At 66.5% G+C, this 15,289-nt stretch carries 10 protein-coding genes; 3 read left to right on the forward strand and 7 right to left on the reverse strand.

Annotated features, from left to right (window positions below):
* The first annotated feature begins 21 nt into the window (after positions 1-21).
* Positions 22-1,542, forward strand: a complete 1,521-nt coding sequence (locus DAT35_RS26755; RefSeq protein WP_108070087.1) for a hypothetical protein — start codon at positions 22-24, stop codon at positions 1,540-1,542.
* Here the strand turns inward: DAT35_RS26755 and glgB are convergent.
* The 4 genes from glgB to DAT35_RS26775 are packed head-to-tail and all read right to left on the reverse strand — an operon-like array spanning position 1,529 to position 8,735.
* Positions 1,529-3,730, reverse strand: coding sequence for a 1,4-alpha-glucan branching protein GlgB (glgB, locus tag DAT35_RS26760; protein ID WP_108070089.1), 2,202 nt, complete (start codon positions 3,728-3,730; stop codon positions 1,529-1,531). The genes DAT35_RS26755 and glgB overlap by 14 nt on opposite strands.
* The gene (locus DAT35_RS26765) at positions 3,727-5,064 is read right to left on the reverse strand and encodes a phosphotransferase (protein ID WP_108070091.1); all 1,338 of its coding nucleotides are present in this window, start codon (positions 5,062-5,064) and stop codon (positions 3,727-3,729) included. The genes glgB and DAT35_RS26765 overlap by 4 nt, the downstream gene beginning before the upstream one ends.
* On the reverse strand, positions 5,061-6,719 hold the full coding sequence (treS, locus tag DAT35_RS26770) for a maltose alpha-D-glucosyltransferase (protein WP_108070093.1): 1,659 nt from the start codon (positions 6,717-6,719) through the stop codon (positions 5,061-5,063). The genes DAT35_RS26765 and treS overlap by 4 nt, the downstream gene beginning before the upstream one ends.
* Before the next feature lie 15 nt (positions 6,720-6,734).
* The gene (locus tag DAT35_RS26775; protein ID WP_108070095.1) at positions 6,735-8,735 is read right to left on the reverse strand and encodes an alpha-1,4-glucan--maltose-1-phosphate maltosyltransferase; all 2,001 of its coding nucleotides are present in this window, start codon (positions 8,733-8,735) and stop codon (positions 6,735-6,737) included.
* Between the two features lie 224 nt (positions 8,736-8,959).
* Between DAT35_RS26775 and DAT35_RS26780 the strand changes: the two genes are divergently transcribed.
* The gene (locus DAT35_RS26780; RefSeq protein WP_233261717.1) at positions 8,960-10,324 is read left to right on the forward strand and encodes a sensor histidine kinase; all 1,365 of its coding nucleotides are present in this window, start codon (positions 8,960-8,962) and stop codon (positions 10,322-10,324) included.
* Positions 10,325-10,341: 17 nt separating this feature from the next.
* Here the strand turns inward: DAT35_RS26780 and DAT35_RS26785 are convergent, their stop codons facing one another.
* Positions 10,342-12,570, reverse strand: coding sequence for an ATP-binding protein (locus DAT35_RS26785; RefSeq protein WP_233261718.1), 2,229 nt, complete (start codon positions 12,568-12,570; stop codon positions 10,342-10,344).
* A gap of 212 nt (positions 12,571-12,782) precedes the next feature.
* On the opposite strand from DAT35_RS26785, the gene DAT35_RS26795 reads away from it, so the two are divergent.
* Complete coding sequence (locus DAT35_RS26795; RefSeq protein ID WP_146209895.1) at positions 12,783-13,388, forward strand: hypothetical protein; 606 nt, start codon at positions 12,783-12,785, stop codon at positions 13,386-13,388.
* A 367-nt stretch (positions 13,389-13,755) separates the two neighbouring features.
* Here the strand turns inward: DAT35_RS26795 and DAT35_RS26800 are convergent, their stop codons facing one another.
* Together DAT35_RS26800 and DAT35_RS26805 are read right to left on the reverse strand one after the other, a co-directional pair.
* Complete coding sequence (locus DAT35_RS26800; RefSeq protein ID WP_108070103.1) at positions 13,756-14,247, reverse strand: serine/threonine protein kinase; 492 nt, start codon at positions 14,245-14,247, stop codon at positions 13,756-13,758.
* Positions 14,248-14,258: 11 nt separating this feature from the next.
* Complete coding sequence (locus DAT35_RS26805; RefSeq protein WP_146209896.1) at positions 14,259-15,200, reverse strand: DUF2381 family protein; 942 nt, start codon at positions 15,198-15,200, stop codon at positions 14,259-14,261.
* Positions 15,201-15,289 lie beyond the last annotated feature (89 nt).

Below are 15,289 nucleotides of genomic sequence, written 5' to 3' on the forward strand. Positions count from 1 at the left end.
GAGCACACGAAGGAGTCGATCTTGTCCCCGGCCTGCAAGAATCCACCGAGCCACCTGACAGATCCCTGGGCCGTTCCCGTTCCGGTCGCACCCGCCGGGTTCACCGCGTTGCATGCGATCCATGCCGGGTGCGCCGTCCAGGTGGACCTGGGGCGCATCGGCCCCTTCGGGTTCTCGGCGCGGCCAGAGCCCGAAACGGAGCTCCTGTACTCGGACCTTCAGACCAACGCGGACGGCAACATCTCCCTCCGGCTGGGCTCGGGCCGAGCGGGCTTCTACTCCGGCAAGTACCTGAAGGGGGTGGGCCGCACCCCGCTCGCGGCGAACTGGTGCCACCCGACGGATCGCTACCACAGCAGCGGGCACCTGCTCCCCTCCGCCGCCGCGAGGGAGTACCTCGTGAGCTGTTACCTGGAGGAGCTGGGCGCGGGTGACTCCCTCGTCGTGTGCGAGGGCCTGCTCCTCGCGCCGTTGCCACCCGACGCCGAGCGCTACGTCGAGTCGATCTTTCCTGGCCTCGACCCGTGCCACCTCGCCCCGGCGGATCGGCGGCTTCAGGCGATCACCGTCAAGGATGCGGGGTTCGCGCGCCTGTCCAACTTCGTCTGGGCGTTCTCTCAGTGGCGGGGGGGCGCCCCCTTCATGATCGAGTTGTTCCTGCGGATGACCCGGTACCTGGGAGGCCCCTCCCAGCCCGAGGTGCGCCCTGGCGACGTCACCCCCGATGCGCTCGCGGAACGCCTGGAGCGCGCCATCGAGCGGCTGGTCCACCACTTCGAGCGGTTCTTCCAGGCGGGCGTCTACTGGGGCTCCTTCCACAACAACTTCACCGCGGATGGCCGCTTCCTCGACCTGGAGACCCCCGTCGTTCTTGGAGGGCCCTTCATCGGATTGATCTCCACTTCGGGCAAGCTGCCCGAGTCGGTGGACCTGGCGGGCTCCCGGATCTTCGTCGGGTGCGAGGTGCTGCACTGTCTTCAGCAGATCCGCACGTTCCTGGCCTTCGTGATCGATCGCCTGGAGTGGCTCGGCCGGAACGACGGGAGCGGGGGAGAGCTGGAACGCCGCTTCCTCTGGGACACGGCCGAGGCCCTGCGCGCACGGTTTCCGCGCTCGCACTGGCTCCATGACGTGCGGGCGCTCGGAGAGAAGCTGACCGTGGCCCTCACGTCGACGCTCGCTCTGCCGCGGGAGGCCACGGCGGAGTTGAGCGCATTGGTGGAGGCTCAGTGCAGCGTGATGCTGAACCAGGAGCCCCGGCACACGGGAACGATCAGGCTCGTGCCGGTGAAGATGCGGATCGCCAATCCGGAGCCGGCATTCTCGGTGACGGCCGGCGTGCCCCGCTTCCTCGAGGGACTCGTGGGCCAGACGCGAGTGGGCCGGACCTTCAACACGGCCCTCGGCCAGGTGGATGGGGCCGAGGATGTCACCACGGCCCTCCAAGCGCTCCGCGAGGCGGAGGCAACCATCCGAGGCTCCGTCCGCGAGCAGCGGACGGGTCAGCGCCCCGGACGTGAACCGCTTCTCACCCCGGGGTGAACCACAGCACGGACAGCGGGGGCAGGGTCAGCGCGGCCGACGCATCCTGGCCGTCCCACCCATACGGCTCGGTGTGGATACGCCCCAGGTTGCCGATGCCGGAGCCGCCGTATTCCTTCGAGTCCGTATTCAGCAGCTCCACGTAGCTGCCGTGCCGGGGGAAGCCGACGCGGTAGCCCTCACGAGGCACGGGCGACAGGTTGGCGACGCACACCACGTGGCCTCCCGGCTGGTGCGCCCTGCGCACGAAGGCGAGCACGTTGGCTGCCGCCGAGTCCGGTTGCAGCCACTGGAAGCCCAGGGGCTCACCATCCGCGTCGTAGAGCGCCGGGTGGCTCCGGTAGATCTTGTTCATGTCCGCCACCACCTGCTGGATGCCCCGGTGGCCTGAATCATCCAACAGGTGCCAGTCCAGGCTCCGATCGTTGCTCCACTCGGAAGGCTGACCGAACTCGCCGCCCATGAAGAGCAGCTTCTTGCCCGGGTGCGCCCACATCCACGCCAGCAGCGCCCGGAGGTTGGCCCGCTTCTGCCACGCGTCTCCCGGCATCTTCCCGTACAGCGAGCCCTTGCCGTGCACCACCTCGTCATGGCTCAGCGGCAGCGTGAAGTGCTCGCTGAAGGCATACAGCAGGCCGAAGGTGAGCTGGTTGTGGTGGTACTGACGGTAGACGGCATCCTTCGAGAAGTACGTCAGCGTGTCGTGCATCCAGCCCATGTTCCACTTGAAGTGGAAGCCGAGCCCGCCCTCGCTGGTGGGCTGGCTCACCTTGGGCCACGCCGTGGATTCCTCGGCGACCATCACCGCGCCGGGGAACTTGCGGCGCACGGTGTCGTTGAGCTCGCGCAGGAAGGAGATGGCCTCCTCGTTCTCGCGGCCGCCCCACCGGTTGGGAATCCACTCGCCGTGCTTGCGGCTGTAGTCGAGGTAGAGCATGGACGCCACCGCGTCCACGCGCAGGCCGTCGATGTGGTACTCGTCGAGCCAGAAGAGCGCGTTGGCGATGAGGAAGTTGCGCACCTCGTTGCGGCCGAAGTTGAAGACGTAGGTGCCCCAATCCGGCTGCGTGCCCTGGCGTGGATCCGCGTGCTCGTACAGCGCCGTGCCGTCGAACCGGCCGAGCGCGTGCGCGTCCCGGGGGAAGTGTCCGGGCACCCAGTCCAGGAGCACGCCGATGCCCTGCTCGTGCATGTGGTTGACGAAGTAGCGGAAGTCATCCGGGTGTCCGAAGCGCGCGGTGGGTGCGTAGTAGTTGCCCACCTGGTAGCCCCAGGAGCCGCCGAAGGGGTGCTCCGACACGGGCATCAGCTCCACGTGGGTGAAGCCCGCCTGCTTCACGTAATCCACGAGCGCGTGCGCCAGCTCCCGGTAGGTGAGGGGCCTGTCCCCGTCCTCCACCACGCGCCGCCACGAGGCCAGGTGCACCTCGTAGACGGACCACGGCTGGCGGTCCACGTCCTTCGAGGCGCGCTCCGTCAACCACTTCTCGTCCGTCCACTGGAAGTGGTTCAGGTCGTGCACCACCGAGGCCGTGGCCGGAGGCACCTCGGTGCGGAAGGCGAAGGGATCCGACTTCAAGAGGGGTGGCCCGCCGTGGCCCGGGCGGATCTCGAACTTGTAGCGCGCGCCCTCGCCGGCCTCGGGGAGGAACAGCTCCCAGATGCCCGAGGCCCCCATGCGCCGCATGGCATGCAGCCGGCCGTCCCAGCTGTTGAAGTCACCCACCACGGACACGCCCGCGGCCGTGGGCGCCCAGACCGCGAAGGCCACGCCGCTGATGCCCTGGTGGTGCGTGGGGTGGCCCCCCATGCGCTTCCACAGTTGCTCGTGCCGGCCCTCGCCCGCGAAGTACAGGTCCATCTCGCCCAGCGTGGGCAGGAAGCTGTACGGATCCCTCAGCGTGAAGACCTTGTGGCCCGCGTACTCGACCTCCAGCAGGTAGCCGAAGGGCTCCGTCTTGCCGTTGATCCGTGCCTCGAAGACGCCTCCCAGCCGGTGCTTCATCGGGATGCGCCCGCCGAACTCCGGCAGCACGTGGATGGAGATCGCGTCCGGGCGGAACGTCCGGATCACCATGCCGTCCCCATCCGGGTGGATGCCCAGCACGCGGTGTGGCTCGGGGTGTCTCAGCTCCACCGCCTGCTGCAGCTCCGCATCCACCTGCTGCCGATCCATCGGCTTCTTCACTTGCGAACCTCCATCTTCATGAGGGCCTGGACGGGGATGCGCACCCAGTCCGGGCGGTTCTGCAGCTCGTAGCGCACTTCATAGAGCATCTTCTCCAGCTCGAAGGCGTCAAGCATCACGTTGAAGGTCGCGTCGTCCTGGGGAAGGAAGGCGGCTCCGCGGGTGGTGGTGCGGTAGCCTTCCAGGAAGGAGCGGCGTGCCGGTTGCACGCGCTCGCCGGGGGGCTGGCCCTCCAGCTGCACCGTGGCCTCCGCATAGTCGAAGGATCGCAACATTCCCGCGACGTCCCGCAGTGGCGAGTACTTCTCCCGCCGCTGGGTGAAGCTGCGGCCCGGCTCCCCCTCGAAGTCGAAGATGAGCCAGTTCTCCTCCGCCCGGAGCACCTGTCCGAGGTGCAGATCTCCGTGAATGCGGATTTTCTGCCCCGAGGGGGAAACCTGCGCGAGCCGTTTCGCGATGCCGATGAGGGCCTCGCGGCGGCCCTCCAGCTCGGGGAACTGGCCCAGGGCGTCATTGAGGGTGACGCCCAGCTCCCCCACGATGGAGGCGCTCCAGCGCTGGAGATCCTCGGTGAGGAGGGGCTCCGGAGTGAAGGCCGGATCATCCGTGCTGGAGGCGAACGCGAGGTGCAGCTCGCCCAGCCGCTGGCCCAGGACGCGGAGCTCCCCGAGGAAGGGCTCCGTCAGCCGGGAGTCGCGCCGGAAGTGGTCCAGCGTGTAGCGCCAGCCATCGGTGGCGTTGGGGATGTAGCGGTGCGCCACCGCCAGGGTGGAGCCCGCGGGCCCCTCCGACTGCAAGGACCCGAGCAGGGTGGGGGTGGCCCGGAAGGAAGTCCGGGTCGCCAGGTAGCGGCCCACCTCGTACTCGGGGTTGATGCCGGGCTCGAGCTTGCGGATGACCTTGAGGATGACCTTCTCGGCGACCACCACCGAGGTGTTGCTCTGCTCCACTTGAAGCCGCCGCACCGGCACGGGCGAGGGCAGGGCGATCCTCCCCTCGGGGGTGTCCAGCCACTCGCCCACGAGCTTGCCCGAGGCCGTGGGAATCTCGCGCTTCTCGCGGACGATCCCGAAGAGGACGCGGAGCACCTCCACATCGTCGAAGGCATCCTGGATGCCCTCGCTCGTGGAGATCACGGGCACCAGGTAGCGAGCCGGGTGGCCGAAGTCGTAGACGACCTCCACCACGGCGAGCGTGAAGGAGCGCCCACCGGGTAGCGGCAGGGGGACATGGTCCACCGGCTGCACCGACTTGATGGGCCAGGCCTTACCCGCGAACCAGCGCTGGTTGCGAAGGTAGTCCGGCAGCTTGGTCAGATCGATCGGCGTCGTCACGGCATTCCTCTCCCTGGGGCGAGCTTCTCGAGGCGGAACCACAGGAACATGTAGGGGCCCAGCGTGAGCTGGTACGGCATGCCGGAGATGCGAGGGAAGGGCGTCTCGCCGATGAGCTCCACGGGCACCTGTCCCTCGAAGTCGCGCAGATCCACCACCGCCGGCTGCGCGAAGCGCGAGAGGTTGCAGACGATGAGGATGGTCTGCCCCTGGTACTCGCGCACGAAGGCGAGCACCTTGCGGTTGTCCGGGTTGAGCCAGCGCAGCTTCCCCATGGCGAAGGCGGGGTAGCGCTGGCGCACGCGGAGGAAGCGCTTCATCCAGTTGAGCAGCGAGGAGCGGGTGCGCTCCTGGGCCTCCACGCTGATGCTCTGGTAGCCGTAGACGGGGTCCGCGATGATGGGGGCGTACAGGCGCGCGTAGTCCGCCTTGGAGAAGCCCGCGTTGCGGTCCGGCGTCCACTGCATGGGGGTGCGCACGCCGTTGCGATCGCCCAGGTAGATGTTGTCCCCCATGCCGATCTCATCCCCGTAGTAGAGGACGGGAGTGCCCGGCAGGGTGAACAGCAGGCTGTGCATCAACTCAATCCGCCGCCGGCCGTTGTCCATCAGCGGGGCCAGCCGGCGCCGGATGCCCAGGTTGATGCGCATCCGCGGATCCGTGGCGTACTCCCGGTACATGTAGTCCCGGTCCTCGTCCGTCACCATCTCCAGCGTCAGCTCGTCGTGGTTGCGCAGGAAGATGGCCCACTGGCTCGTCTCGGGGATCTCCGGCGTCTGATCCAGGATTTCCACGATGGGCGTGCGGTCCTCCTTGCGCAGCGCCATGAAGAGGCGGGGCATCACCGGGAAGTGGAAGCCCATGTGGAACTCGTCGCCGTCGCCGAAGTAGACGCGCACGTCGGCGGGCCACTGGTTGGCCTCGGCCAGCAGCATCTTGTCCTGGTACTCGGCGTCGATCGTCTTGCGCAGACGCTTGAGGAAGGCGTGCGTCTCCGGGAGGTTCTCGCAGTTGGTGCCCTCGCGCTCGAAGAGGTAGGGCACGGCGTCACAGCGGAAGCCATCCACGCCCATGTTCAGCCAGAAGCGCATGACATTGAGCATGGCTTCCTGGACCTCGGGGTTGTCGTAGTTGAGGTCCGGCTGGTGGCTGAAGAAGCGGTGCCAGAAGTACTGCTTGGCGACGGGGTCCCACGTCCAGTTGGAGCGCTCGGTGTCCAGGAAGATGATGCGGGCGCCCTTGTATTTGTCGTCCGTGTCGCTCCAGACGTAGTAGTCGCGCTTGGGACTCTTGGGATCGCTCCGGGCCTCCTGGAACCAGGCGTGCTGATCGCTGGTGTGGTTGACCACGAGCTCGCTGAGGATGCGGATGTCTCGCTTGTGGGCCTCGTCCACCAGCCGCTGGAAGTCCGCGAGCGTCCCGTAGTCCGGGTGCACCGCGTAGTAGTCGGCGATGTCGTAGCCGTCATCCTTCAGCGGCGAGGGGTAGTGCGGCAGGATCCACAGGCACGTGACGCCCAGGTCCTGCAGGTACGGCAGCTTCTCGATGAGGCCAGGGATGTCCCCGTGCCCATCCGCGTTCGAGTCATAGAACGCGCGGATGTGCAATTCGTAGATGACTGCCTTCTTGTACCAGAGCGGATCCGTCCGGGTCATAAGGGCTGGGGGTTCTCATTCGTAGTAATCGAACGCCTGTTCGCTGCGGCGGAAACGGTACACCGCCCAGATGGCGGCGGGTTGCTCGGGAGTGAGCCGCACGTGCGCGGTGGGCCCCTGCCAGAGGCTCCGCGTGTCCTTCATCAGCTCGTGGACCTGGAACGTCTCGTCCGGCTGGATGCCCAGCTCGGCCAGGGGAACGTGCAGCACGGACTCCTGGGGGTTGAACGGATCGAAGCTCACCGCCACCAGTACCTGGCCCGAGCCGTCCGGCGTGCGCTTCAGGTAGAACATCACCTGGTCGTTGTCGGCCCGGTGGAAGCTCAGGTTGTCGTAGAGCTGGAAGGCGCGGTGCTCGCGGCGGATGGCGTTGAGCCGGGAGATGTAGCCGCGGATGTTGCCCGGCCGATCCAGATCCCACGCCTTGAGCTCGTACTTCTCCGAGTCGAGGTACTCCTCCTTGCCGGGCTTGATGGGAGTGCCCTCGCACAGCTCATAGCCGCAATACATGCCCCAGACGCTGGAGAGCGTGGCGGCCATGGCGGCGCGCAACCGGAAGCCACCGGGCCCGCTGCGCTGGAGGAACTCGGGGAGGATGTCCGGCGTGTTCGGCCAGAGGTTGCCGCGCATGAACTCGGACACGGGCGGGGTGGTGAGCTCCGTGAGGTACTCCTCCATCTCCTGCTTGAAGTTGCGCCAGGTGAAGTAGGTGTACGACTGCTGGAAGCCCGCCTTGGCCAGGGCCTTCATCACCTTGGGACGGGTGAAGGCCTCGGACAGGAAGACGATGTCCGGCCGGACGGTGTGCACCTCGCGGATGAGCCAGGCCCAGAACTGGAGCGGCTTGGTGTGCGGGTTGTCCACGCGGAAGATGCGCACGCCCTGGTCCACCCAGTGCATCACCACCGACTTGAGCTCCGGCCACAGCGTGGCGCGTCCGGGGCCCATCCAGTCGAAGTTGACGATGTCCTCGTAGCGCTTGGGCGGGTTCTCGGCCGTCTTGATGGTGCCATCCGGCCGGTGGAGGAACCACTCCGGGTGCTCCTTCACGTAGGGGTGATCCGGCGAGCATTGGAAGGCCAGATCCAGGGCGATCTCGATGCCCAACGCGTTGGAGGCGATGAGGAAGGTGCGGAAGTCCTCCATCGTGCCGAGCCGGGGGTTCACCGCCTTGTGGCCGCCCTCGGGGCCGCCGATGGCCCAGGGGCTGCCCACGTCCTCCGGGCCCGCGGTGAGGCTGTTGTTCTTGCCCTTGCGCGCCGTGCGGCCGATGGGGTGGATGGGCGGCAGGTAGATGATGTCGAAGCCCATGGACTGCACATAGGGGAGCCACTTCTCCGCGTCCCGGAAGGTGGCATGGGTGCGGCCGTCACGCAGCGCCGAGCGGGGGAAGAACTCGTACCAGGAGCCGGAGCGTGCCTTCTCCCGGTCCACGAACACCTCGACCACGCGGTCGTACCGGGTGGCGATGGAGCGATCCGGGTACTTCGACGCCACCTGCGCGAGCCCCGGATCCATCGCGGCAGCAATGGCGTTGGGCGTCATGCCCTTGTCGAAGAGGGCGGCGGCCTCGGTGAGCCTGCGGGCGTCCTCGGGGCTGCCGGCCTTCTGGGCGCGCTCGGCGTGGGCGCGGAGCATGGCGGCGCCCTCGAGCAATTCGCTGCGCACGTCGCGGCCCACGTCCACCTTGCGTTTGATCTCGGACACCCACGTGGCGAAGAGGTCCGGCCAGGCCTCCACCGTGAACTCGTAGCGGCCGTTGCGAGCCAGCGGGAACCCGGCCTCCCACAGGTCGTTGCCCCGGGCGACCATGGGAGTCTCGGTCCACTGCGTTGCCTGCTCCTTCGGCGCGGATTGCCTCCAGCGCACCACGGCCACCAGGACGTCGTGGCCTTCCTTGAAGACGTCGGCCTTGACGGTGAGGGTGTCTCCCTCGACTCGCTTGACCGGCCAGCGGCCCGCGTCCAGCTCCGGCCGGACGTTCTCGATGACCGTGCTTCCGATTCGCTCGCTCATAAATGCAGGCGGCCCCTTATAGGTCCCCGCGCCGCGATGCTCCGGCGCTGTCTTTCACCATGGGTTGATGCAGGACGCTCAAGGCGTCCGGCCTGTCGGCCGTTGAACGTTAGGAATGGCTCCGCACGGTGCACACCGGTCAGTCAGGGCCGCTCCCTTGCCCGGTGCTCGAACCGTGCGAGCAGGCAGACGGAGGAACGCAGGGCCGAGAGGGACGGGGTAGAATGGGAGTGTTTCCCGCCGTCGAGGTGCCCTCCATGCTCCGGCTCCCCGTCTCCCGCTCCAGCGTCCGGGCCCTCCCGACGCCACCCGAGCGGTCGGGTCCCCGCCGGAAGATGTTGCTCCTGTTCGCCGCGGGAGTCCTGTCCCAGTACTCGCTGGACGTGCTCGCGGTGGGACACAGCGGCTGGACACTCGCCATCCGCCTCACCTGGGCGCTGGGGATGGTGGCCTCCGCGCTGCTGCTGGATGAGCGCTCCGAGTCCTCGGTGCGCCTCCACACGGCCTTCCAGAGCGCGATCGCCAGCCTGTCCTTCACCGCGCTGGTGCTCGTCACGGGCGCCACCGGGAGCACGTACTTCCACTTCTTCCCGTGCATCCCGCTCATCGTGTGCCTGCTCTATCCGCTGGACTGGACCGCGGCGAGCGTCTCCGGGGTGCTGTGTGGCGTGGGCTCGGCGGGCCTGCTGTGGGTGGAGGGGCGCCCGCTCTTCGCAGTGCTCCAGTGGGCCGGCGTGGTGGTGACGGTGGCGCTCATCGGCGCGTACGGAGTCCAGCAGTTCCGCAAGGCCCAGCTCGCGGAGAACGAGGGCCGGCTGGAGCGCGCGCGCCGCGAAGCTCTCGAGACGCTGGCCATCAGCGAGAGCCGCCGGGTCCATTCCGAGAAGCTGGCCACCATCGGCCAGCTCGCCGCGAGCGTGATGCATGAGATCAACAACCCGGTGGCTTTCATCGGCGCCAATCTCGACTACCTGGAGCGCGAGGTGCTGTCCGGGTCCCAGGTGCCGCGGGAGGAGCTCGCCGAGGTGTTCCAGGAGACGCGGGCCGGGGTGGAGCGCGTGCGGCAGATCATCGCGGACCTCCGGGGTTTCTCGCGCATGGACGCGGAGGAGCCCACCGAGTGCGCGCTGGCGGACGTGGTGAGCGACGCGGCGAGGATTGCGCGGCTGAGACTCAAGCACGTGGCTCGGCTGGAGGTGGACATCCCGGAGGACCTGCCCCCGGTGCACGCGGTGCGGCGGCGGCTGGCGCAGGTGCTGCTCAACCTGCTGGTGAACGCGGGGGATTCGCTGGAGGCGGGTGGCCGGGACGGCTCCGAGGTCCGCATCACCGGCACGAGGGAGGGCACGCGGGTGGTGCTGCGGGTGGAGGACAACGGCCCGGGTTTTCCGCCGCACGTGCTGCCCCACCTCTTCGAGACCTTCTTCACCACCAAGGACCCCGAGAAGGGCACGGGCCTGGGATTGGCCCTCTCACGGGAGACGGTGGAGCAGTTCGGGGGCTCGCTGGTGGCCGAGAACCGGGAGGAGGGTGGCGCGCGATTGATCCTGGAGTTCCCCGTGGCGGGAGACACCGGGCAGGAGGGCTGACTCCGCGAGCTGCTTGTTCACGCGGCGGGCTGAAAGGGCAGCTCCAGGATGAACGTGGCCCCACGGCCCGGCCCCTCGCTGTGGGCCGTGAGCGAGCCGCCCATCTCCTGAGCCGCCAGGGCACTAGAGTGCAGGCCGAAGCCGTGCCCCTGCTCCCGGGTGGTGAAGCCATACTGGAAGATGCGCGTGAGCAGCTCCGGTGAGATGCCCACCCCACTGTCGCGAACCTCGAGGCGGATGTGATCCGCCTCGGAGTGCTCCAGCCGCATCATCAGGCACCGCTCTCCCTTGGGCTTCGCATCCATGGCGTACTTGGCGTTGCTGATCAGGTTGACCAGGATGCTCAGCAGCCGGTGCTTGTCGGTCATGACGGGCGGCAGAGCCGACAGGTGCTGCTCCACGCTCACGGCATGGCGGCCCAGCGCGACCGCGTTGATGCGCAGGGCATCCTTCACCAGCTCCGCCAGGTCGACCGGCTCCTGCATCAGGGTGGCCTTGGCGTAGCGCTGCTGCAGCTTGATGATGGAATCGATGTGGTCGGTGTACCGGCTGGCATCCGCGAGCAGCGAGCGGAGCTCCTGGCGCTGGTCCTGGAGGTGCTGCCCCAGTTCCTTCAGGAAGGGCAGCACGTGCTGTCCGCGCTCGTCCTGGGTGAGGAAGGTGGCGAGGTCCCCCCGGTGCTCCTCGAGCATGGCGACCAGGCGGCCCATGTGCTCGAGCTTCAGCGCGCCCAGCCGCTCCTGCGCCAGCAGCGTCGAGGTATGGACGGTGTTGAGCACGTTGCCCACGTTGTGCAGCACGCTGGTGGCGATCTCCGCCCTGCCGGCTTCTCGTGCGGTCTCGACCAGCTTGCGGTGGGTCTCCTTCAGCTCGCGCGTGCGCTCCTCGACCCGGAGCTCCAGCCCCTCGTTGACCTGCTTCAGGGTCACCTCGCGGCGCTGGACCTCTCCGGCCATCAACCGGAAGGCGCTGGCCAGCCGTCCCAGCTCATCATCGCGCGAGGTGTCCAGCCCGACCTGGAAGTCGCCGGTGGCCACCCGATCGGTCGCCTGGGTGAAGGCCAGCAGCGGGCGGGAGATCTGCTGCCTGAGCACCCAGTACATGATGGCGAGCTCCAGCAGCAGCGACGCCATGCCGAACAACAGCACATAGCGCGCCGCGCCAAGGGCGGTCGCGCTCACCAGGCTCCGGGGCATGACCGTGACGTAGTTCCAGCCCGGCCCTTTCAGCCGCGCCACGGCGATGTACTCGTCATACTCCGGCAGCTCGAGCACGACCTGGCCGGGCTCGAGCTCCTTCATCCGCTCGAAGATGCGCCGCAGATGCTCCGGCCGGGCCCCGGAGTCGAGTTGGGCGGAGGGTTCTGCACTCAGGATGTTGTAGCCGCTGGAGGTGCCTTCCACCTTCAGCTGGGGGTGGGCGATGAGTTGGCCGTCATCGCGGATGAGCATGTTGTAGGTGCCGGGCAGGTAGTGCGTGTTGTGGGTGCGCTCGAGCAACTCCGTGAGCGTGACATCATGGCCGATCGTCGCGATGTGGCGGCCGTCCATGTCCAGCGGGGAGATCACCGAGGCCATCCAACTCTTGCTGATCGTCCCCTGGTAGATGCCGGTCCAGAGCGTCTGCCTCCGCGGGTTGTTCTCGGGCAGGGCGATGGCGAAGTACTCGGCGGTGGAGAACCGGTAGTCGGGCGCGATCTTCTGGTTCACGGTGGGCATCTCTGGCGCGTACCCCACCATGACGCCCTCCATGAACATGATGTAGGTGTCCGAGAAGCGGCTGTGGAAGGCAGGCCCGTATTCGGCGGCCACGTCGTACGCGGCCAGGACCCGGCGGCGGAGGTCGGTATCGGCGGCCACGCCCCTGGGGATGAAGACACCCGGCATCAACGTGCCATCGAAGCTCTCGGGACGACTGCGGATGGAGCCGTCGGGCAGGCGCGTGAACAGGCTGTCGAAGCGAGGGTTCGGGTCCTCCTGGCGCCATGCCTTGATCCGCGCCTCCAGGGCCTTCTTGAGGAAGGCGTGGTTGTCCTCGCCCAGGAGGAACAGGGCCTGCTCGCGCTCGCTGCGCTCCAGGACATGCTGCTCCAGATGCGCAAGGGTCTCGGCGCGGATGGAGCGGAGGATGTGGAGGTAGCTGAAGATGGTGGTCAGGGCGATGACCACGGCGATGCGCCCCCCCATCTTGAGGAGCGTCGATCTCGCCAGGGAGGCCCGCGCGCAGGGGAATGGCGCGGGCTTCATGGCCGGCTCACCGGCCGAGGAGTGAACATCCGGTGGAGAACGAGGCGGCTCCTGAGCGGGGATCACCCGGCAAGAATACGGTATGGCCTCGGTGGAGCGCCAATACCCGGAGTGGTGCTGCTTCCACGCGGCGTGGTCTCTGCTGTTCACGCCCTTGCCCGGTGCTCAGCTGTGCGAGCAGGGGAGGAACGGTTCGGAAACCTTCGCGGCACATGACGCTGCTGAACCGCATCAACAGCATTGCCCGTTCCAACCCGAAGTACGCCGGGGGCTGGAGGTGCTCGAATCCATCGAGTACACAGCGAGGTGAAATGACGAAGCGACGCAAGCGGGCACGGCTTGGAGACGTCCTCGAGGTCAGCACGCCGCGCGGGCTGGTCTATATCCACTACACCTACCTCGCGGAGAAGCCGAGGTATTTCGAGACCATCCGCGTCCTGCCCGGATTCTTCACCACGCGCCCGGCGGACTTCACGGAGCTGGTCAACCACCCGAGGGCGTACTTCGCATTCTACCCAGCGCGAGCAGCAGTCTCTCAGGGACTTGTCGAGGTCGTCGCCCATCATCCGGTGCGCCCGGAGCAGGCGTTTCCGGCCGTGTACCGGTGGGCCGGAGCAAGTAACCGGGAAGGCAGGGTCCTGGCCTGGCGCATTTGTGACGGCACAAAGGAGATGCTGGTTCGGGAACTCAGCGAGGAGCAGCGCTACCTGCCCATCTATTCCATCTTTGTTCACGACTCGCTGGTGTCTGCATTGACGGAAGAATGGCGGCCCGAGCATGACTGTCGCGCCGAGTTCGGACCGCCCATCCGGCATTAGGAGTCCTGGCTGGGAGGTTCTCCCTCCCTGGGTGTGACATCGGAGTGCTCCTCGAAGAACCTCCGCACGAGCGTCATCGCATTCATGAGCGCATCAACAGGGCCGACACCCATAACGCACTTGATGCCAGGGGGGTGGTAGCCCTCGATGGAGAGCGGGCAGTACCAAGCCCTATCCGCCTCACCTGAAAGTGGCTGCGGACGGCCGACTACGATCCTGGAGACCTTTGTCTCTCCCTGTTTCGTGGTGTGGGACCAGTGATCGTCAGCGATAGGGTCATCAATAGTGCTGAGTTGCGGACGCCAGTCTTGATTGCTCAATCAGTCAGCCCGTTCATTCCTCGGGTCGGCTCAGTGGGTGCAGGAACTCACCGGAACGAATCCACGATGTAGACCCCTGCCCCTGAAAATTCGAGCATGGCTGTTCCAGGCTTTGACTCGGGCAGTTTCTTGAGTTGACCCTTCGCGAGCCTTGCAACCGCGCAGATCTGGAGAGTATCTCCGTTCGGTGGCTTCGCTTCGTAGTACCGAATGACGACCTGAGGGCCACCCGTCCACACCCGTCCGTAAAGTCGGGTGGGGGATTCGAGTGGTCCGAGATCAGTGTTCAGCATACTTTCGACAGGTCCGTCATAAAGCGTGATGGGGCTGGTGTCAGTCTGGTTCGCGTCAAGTTCCACGGAAGCCGCATCCCCCACTTGGAGCCGCAAAATCCGCATCGTCTTGAGGGCTTCTTCCGGGCACTTCTCCGGTCCGGGGCCGCCGTCTGGTCGCAAGTACACGCCCCCCGAAGGGCAGCCCGAGAGTGCAAGAAGCAGGATCACAAACGCGAGCGGGAGTAGTGCTCTGGTCGAAGGCATGAGCGATGCTCTTACTCGCGGACAAGTTGACGATCTAGAAGAACATGGGCCTCCATCAGACCGTCATGCCGGTACAGTTCCACGGTCAGGTCGCAAGGACCTTCTTGCGAAGTGAATGCGCTACTGTCCACGACGACGGCAAGAAAACCGGATGAGCCTGGGGGAATCTCGGCCCGATTCGATTCCAGAGCAAAGGGTTTCGCCTCGCTGAACAACAAGGGAGGTTTCTCCCCTGGGCGCGTGGTCAACAGGCGAGCGTCTGCCAGGCTCCAAGGCGTAGTCGGGTCACTGTTCGTCACACGGAACAAGACGGCCGCTTTGGCCTTACCAGTGAGTACGGTGGCCTCAATGGTCGCTCCCTTGTTCTTGAAATACCAGTGCTTACGCGGACGCAACGGCGTGAGCTTCAACGAGCCTTTCGTCAGGAGTTTGGCGAGCGCGTGATCTACCGTGTCCTCCTTCCAATGACGCCTGTTTGCTTCCTCGAGAAACTGCTCCCGAGTTCGGGAGTCTTTTAGCTGCGCTTGGAGTGCTTCCCGGGTTTCCGGATCAAGGAACACGTTTACTTGTTGGTCGGGCCGCTCCCACTCCCTCTCCCCATTTGCCGTTACGGTGAAGGGCAGTTCCTTTCCGTCCGCGAGCGTCACCAGTAAGAGGAAGCGATCCTCGGGTTCAAGGTTCTGGAGCGGCACGATGAGCACCGACTTCCCGGCACACTCCACAGGCTCGAAGCGGCCTTCCCAGCCCAGCATCTTCGTGCGCTCCGGGTCACATGGCTGCGGGAACCGGAGCACGGTAACCACCTGCCCGGTGACGTATACCCGCTCCGCTTCGTCCTTCGGATTGTCCCGAAGGTAGACGTTCCGCGCGTTAGGCTCGCGATTCTTGGCAACGGCTACGGATGCCACGAGCACAAGAAGCAGGGTAGACCGCTGAAGTAGGAGTTTCCACATGGCGCGGCACAACCTACCAGAACAGGTTGCAGACGACCAGCCGAGCGTGCCCCTATCCCCGTGCAGATGTTCCCCTGATTGTCAGAAGC

The organism is Vitiosangium sp. GDMCC 1.1324, assembly GCF_003044305.1.
Lineage (GTDB): Bacteria > Myxococcota > Myxococcia > Myxococcales > Myxococcaceae > Archangium.

Excerpts from the sequence above, each read along its gene's own strand:
- treS (WP_108070093.1), bottom strand. The coding sequence starts at position 6,719 with ATGACCCGGACGGATCCGCTCTGGTACAAGAAGGCAGTCATCTACGAA.
- DAT35_RS26775 (WP_108070095.1), bottom strand. The coding sequence starts at position 8,735 with ATGAGCGAGCGAATCGGAAGCACGGTCATCGAGAACGTCCGGCCGGAG.
- DAT35_RS26780 (WP_233261717.1), top strand. The coding sequence starts at position 8,960 with ATGGGAGTGTTTCCCGCCGTCGAGGTGCCCTCCATGCTCCGGCTCCCC.
- DAT35_RS26785 (WP_233261718.1), bottom strand. The coding sequence starts at position 12,570 with ATGAAGCCCGCGCCATTCCCCTGCGCGCGGGCCTCCCTGGCGAGATCG.
- DAT35_RS26795 (WP_146209895.1), top strand. The coding sequence starts at position 12,783 with ATGACGCTGCTGAACCGCATCAACAGCATTGCCCGTTCCAACCCGAAG.
- DAT35_RS26800 (WP_108070103.1), bottom strand. The coding sequence starts at position 14,247 with ATGCCTTCGACCAGAGCACTACTCCCGCTCGCGTTTGTGATCCTGCTT.
- DAT35_RS26805 (WP_146209896.1), bottom strand. The coding sequence starts at position 15,200 with ATGTGGAAACTCCTACTTCAGCGGTCTACCCTGCTTCTTGTGCTCGTG.